The organism is Pseudomonadota bacterium (assembly GCA_016927275.1).
Taxonomy (GTDB): Bacteria; UBA10199; UBA10199; order 2-02-FULL-44-16; family JAAZCA01; genus JAFGMW01.
In genome coordinates, this window is sequence record JAFGMW010000010.1 from 1 (window position 1) to 4,379 (window position 4,379).

Genomic DNA, 4,379 nt, shown 5'->3' on the forward strand with positions numbered 1-4,379 from the left:
ACCCCCTTCCCCTCCCGTGCGAGGCCCACGATGCTCGACATACTCAGAAAGCACGCATCCTCATGGATAATCAAGGCGATGCTGGCGGCCATCGTCATCAGCTTCGTCTTCTTCTTCGGCTGGAGCACCTTCCGCAAGGGCATGGCCAAGCCCTCCGACGCGGTGGGCAGCGTCAACGGCGTACCCATAGCCGCCTCGGAGTTCCGGTTCCTGTACGACCGGAACTTCGAGAGGCTGAAGGCGAGCTTCAAGGAGGGCGAGATGCCGGAGTTCCTGCAGAGGATGGCCGCCCAGGGGACGCTCGAGCAGCTCGTCTACCGGACGCTCATGCTCTCTACCGCGGAGCAGCTGGGCGCGGTGGTGCCCGACGGGGCGCTCGCAGCGGCGATCAGGGACACGGCCGCGGCGCAGCGCGACGGGGCCTTCGACCTGGTCTTCTACAAGGAGCAGTACCTGCCATACTTCAAGCAGCGATTCGGCATCGACTACGAGGAATTCATCTCCCAGGAGATCATGGTGGAGGATCTGCGCTCCATGTTCGGCGGCATAAGCCTCTCACCCCCGTTCCCGGAGGAGAAGGGCGCGGAGTGGACCTTCGAGGTGGTCGAGCTCGACCCGGACGCGCTCAAGGACACCTTCAAATCGCCCGACGAGGCCAGGTCGTTCGCAGCGATGCTCATCGCCACCGAGCCGGCCCGCTGGCGCGACAACCTGCGCGGGCTGGGGGTGTCTTTGGCAAAAGCGGGCCCCATGACGATTTCGCAGCGCAACGAGCTCCTGGGCGGCAGGGCCACCTTCGAGGACCAGCGCGAGATATTCTCGCTGACCGAGGCCGGCCCGGTGATCAAGTCTCCGATCGAGCGCGGCGGGATCATCTACGTGGTGCGGCTCGCGTCGACAACCCGGACCCCGGCCGCAGCGGCCGCCGCACCCGCGGACCAGGACTTTCTCAGGGCGTGGATGGAGCAGCTCCGGGAAAAGGCCGTGGTCAGAAGCTTCCTGGACAAAGGCGAATGACCCTCTCCAACGACGATATGCCGGATTGCATCGGCGCCCTGGCCGAGGCGGGCGGCGACCTCTACGAGGTCGGCGGCCCGGTCCGCGACCGCCTCATGGGCAGGCCGGTCAAGGACCGCGACATACTCTGCCGCGGCCTCCCGATGAAGAGGATATGCGCCGTGCTCAGGCCGCTGGGCACGGTCGCCGGCGTGGGCAAGTCGTTCGGCGTCATCAAGTTCTCACCCCGCGGAAGGCCGGGGGTCACAGTGGACATCGCCCTCCCGCGCCGCGAGCGCTCCACCGGCGTGGGCCACCGCGACTTCGACGTTGACTACGACCCGGCTATGCCGGTCGAGGAGGACCTGGGCCGGCGCGACTTCACCGTGAACGCCATGGCGCTCTCGCTGGCGGACTCGAGGCTGATCGACCCGTTCGGCGGGAGGGCGGACATCGAGAGGCGCGTGCTGAGGATGGTCTTCCCCAGGGCCTTCGAGGAGGACCCCTTGAGGCTCATGAGGGCAATCCAGTTCGCGGCGAGGCTCGGCTTCACGATAGAGCCCGCCACGCTCAAGTCCATGAAGGAGCACGCGCCGCTGATCGCGACCGTCTCGGGGGAGCGCATCGGAATGGAGCTCGCAAAGCTCATGTCGGCCGGCAGGCCCTCGGTCGGATTCGACCTCATGCTCGAGTGCGGCCTCATGGAGCACGTGCTGCCGGAGATGGCGGCGATCCGCGGGATAGAGCAGGACAAGCAGCCCGGCGACGACGTCTACAGCCACACGATGCGCGCGCTCGATGCGGCCAGGGCCGACCCGGCGGTGGAGCACCGCGGCGACATCGACCTGATGTTCGCATGCCTCATGCACGACGTGGGGAAGGCGAAGACCGCCCGCTTCCACGCGCCGGCGGGCCGCACGGTGTTCTTCGGCCATCAGCTCGTCTCGAAGAGGCTGGCGATGCGGGCGATGGAGAGGCTCAGGCTCGCCGCGGCGGGGGTGGACACCAGGCGCGTGAGCGCCCTCATCGAGCACCACATGTTCGAGACCAAGGCGAGCTACACGGACCGGGCGATCCGCCGCTTCGTCTCCAAGGTGGGGCAGGACCTCATTTTCATGCTCGTGGACCTGCGCATCGCGGACAACCGCGGCGGAAAGCACCCGGCGGGCATAAAGGGCGTGCAGAGGCTCAGGAAGCGCATCGCGGAGGAGCTTGCGAAAAAACCGCCGTTCGGCCCGAAGGACCTCGCGGTGGACGGCCACGATCTCATGGCCGCCGGCGTTCCCAGGGGGCCGACCCTCGGCGCGATCCTCGCCGCCCTCGTGGACAAGGTCCTCGACGAGCCGGCACTCAACACGAGGGACGAACTCCTTGCACTGGCACGGGAAATGATGGAAAATCCCGTCGTCACCGAGGCCGCGGCCGCGCGCTCACAGCGGCGAATCGGCAGGGAAAAGGGCACGGGAGCGCAAGACCATGTCAAAGAAGCCAAACCCTGAGAAGGCGCTCAAGCACGCGGCCAAGGGGGACTCCCACTTCCAGAAGGGCCGCTACGATCGCGCCCTGAAGGAATACCGCAGGGCGGAGGAGATCGACCCCTCCCTCCCCGGAATCTACGACAAGCTCAACCAGGCGCACGACCGGCAGGGCTCCGAGTGGAAGATGGACGACTTCGCCCGCTCGGTCTCGTGGACCATGGAGGGCCAGGCGCAGAGGAGCCCGCCGATAAGGCAGGTGCACGCGATGCTCACCCCCGAATGGCGCGAGGCCTCGGAGATCGCCTACAGGATACTCGCCGCGCGAGGGCAGGAAGATGTCAGCGCCGACGTGGAGCGGCTCGTGGGCATGGGCGAGGTCGCCACCAGGGCGCTCATCGGGGTGCTGCTCGAGATCAGGCAGAAATTCGAGGCGCCGGCGGAGCCGGGGCGCGGGGAAGAGGAAGGCGAATGAAGAACTTCACGCTCATCGGGCTCACCGGCAACATGGGGACGGGAAAGAGCACCGTCTCCTGGATGTTCCAGGAGCTCGGGGTGCCGATACTCGACGCGGACGAGATCGCGCACGAGGCGATCGCACCGCGCTCGCACGCCTGGAGGCAGATCTACGAGCGCTACGGGAACGCGGTCATGGACAAGGGGGGGCGCATCGACCGCGCCACGCTGGCCAGGGTCGTCTTTCAGGACCCGGCCGAGCGGAAGTACCTCGAAACGCTCATCCACCCGATGGTCAGGGCCGAGATCGAGAGGCGCGCGGCCGCCCTCGGGAAGGAGGGCCGCCCGTTCGTCATCGCGGAGGTGCCGCTGCTCATAGAGGCGCACTGGGAGGGGCTGTTCGACGCGATCGTAGTCGTGCGCTGCCTCGAGGAGCAGGAGATCGAGCGGTGCGTTCAGAAGTTCGGCATGAGCCGCGAGGAGGTCATGCTCAGGCTCGGGGCGCAGTTCCCTCTCGAGCGCAAGGTCGCGGCGGCGGACGCGGTGATCGACAACGACGGGACGTTCGAGGAGACGCGCGTGCAGGTGAAGAGACTCTACCAGGAGATGGTGAAGGGTACGTTCCCGAAGCGATGATCACCCCTCGATGCTGTCCACGATCCTTCTCAGCTCTTCGAGAACCCCCTTGGGAACCGACTGCCCCCCCTCTTCGGTGAAGAGGGGCTCCACAGCCCCGAACCATCTGTGCGAGCTGAGCGCCGACCTGGCCCTGCCTCCGTTGGCGGTCAACGTCATGAGCAGCGTGCACAGCTCGAGCGGCTTGAGCGCCCTCAGCGCAGATTCCACCGACCCGGCCGCCTCCCCGCGGGGGGCCTCGACCTTGAGCGCCTCCGCGAACGCCCGATAGACCTCGAGTTCCCCCTCCACGGCGATCAGGACCGCGCGCGGCATGCCCGCCGCGTCGCTGTTCCAGAACTCCGTGACGGACTCGATCATCGTTCCGGCCGCCCTCTCCGGACCGAGATCGCCCAGCCTGAGCCCCAGCGCCGGAAGGGCGATCGTCTCGAGGCGGCTCGTCCTCGCCGCGAGGAGCGCGGAGAAGAGCACGTAGCCGATCTGCGCGGCCGCCTTGTGCCCGTTCGACTGCGAGGAGTCAAAGAGGATGTTGACGAGGTGGGACGAGCGTCCCCCCCCGCTCTCGGTGACGTGGACGTCCCCGGATGCGAGCCTGCCTTGCCTCTGCCGCGCCCACCGGTCGAAGGCCTCTATGCCCGAAGCGGCGCCGGCCCGCACCATCCTCTCCCTGGTCCGCCCCGAATAGCCGATCTCGACGGAGTGGGGGACCACATACGCGTCGCACCTGATCGCGGTCATGGGGCCGAGGACGACGCCGAGGGCGTGGGCGGGCGTCGGGCCCGGTGCCAGGGCGAACTGCGACACCGAGATGTTGGC

The 4,379-nt window shown here is 67.5% G+C and carries 5 protein-coding genes; 4 read left to right on the top strand and 1 reads right to left on the bottom strand.

Features of this window, described 5'->3' with window-relative positions:
* The 4 genes from JXA24_00480 to JXA24_00495 all read left to right on the top strand — a co-directional run.
* The coding region (locus tag JXA24_00480) for a SurA N-terminal domain-containing protein (protein MBN1282231.1) at positions 1–1,017 on the top strand (1,017 nt) is incomplete at its 5' end.
* The gene (locus JXA24_00485; GenBank protein ID MBN1282232.1) at positions 1,014–2,495 is read left to right on the top strand and encodes an HD domain-containing protein; all 1,482 of its coding nucleotides are present in this window, start codon (positions 1,014–1,016) and stop codon (positions 2,493–2,495) included. The genes JXA24_00480 and JXA24_00485, both read left to right, overlap by 4 nt.
* On the top strand, positions 2,473–2,946 hold the full coding sequence (locus JXA24_00490; GenBank protein MBN1282233.1) for a tetratricopeptide repeat protein: 474 nt from the start codon (positions 2,473–2,475) through the stop codon (positions 2,944–2,946). Before JXA24_00485 ends, JXA24_00490 begins: the two co-directional genes overlap by 23 nt.
* Complete coding sequence (locus tag JXA24_00495; GenBank protein MBN1282234.1) at positions 2,943–3,563, top strand: dephospho-CoA kinase; 621 nt, start codon at positions 2,943–2,945, stop codon at positions 3,561–3,563. Before JXA24_00490 ends, JXA24_00495 begins: the two co-directional genes overlap by 4 nt.
* Here JXA24_00495 and JXA24_00500 read toward each other — a convergent pair.
* Positions 3,564–4,379: hypothetical protein (locus JXA24_00500; GenBank protein MBN1282235.1), on the bottom strand; the 816-nt coding region annotated here is incomplete at its 5' end.

Coding starts and splice junctions, on each gene's coding strand:
- JXA24_00485 (MBN1282232.1), top strand. CDS start 1,014: ATGACCCTCTCCAACGACGATATGCCGGATTGCATCGGCGCCCTGGCC.
- JXA24_00490 (MBN1282233.1), top strand. CDS start 2,473: ATGTCAAAGAAGCCAAACCCTGAGAAGGCGCTCAAGCACGCGGCCAAG.
- JXA24_00495 (MBN1282234.1), top strand. CDS start 2,943: ATGAAGAACTTCACGCTCATCGGGCTCACCGGCAACATGGGGACGGGA.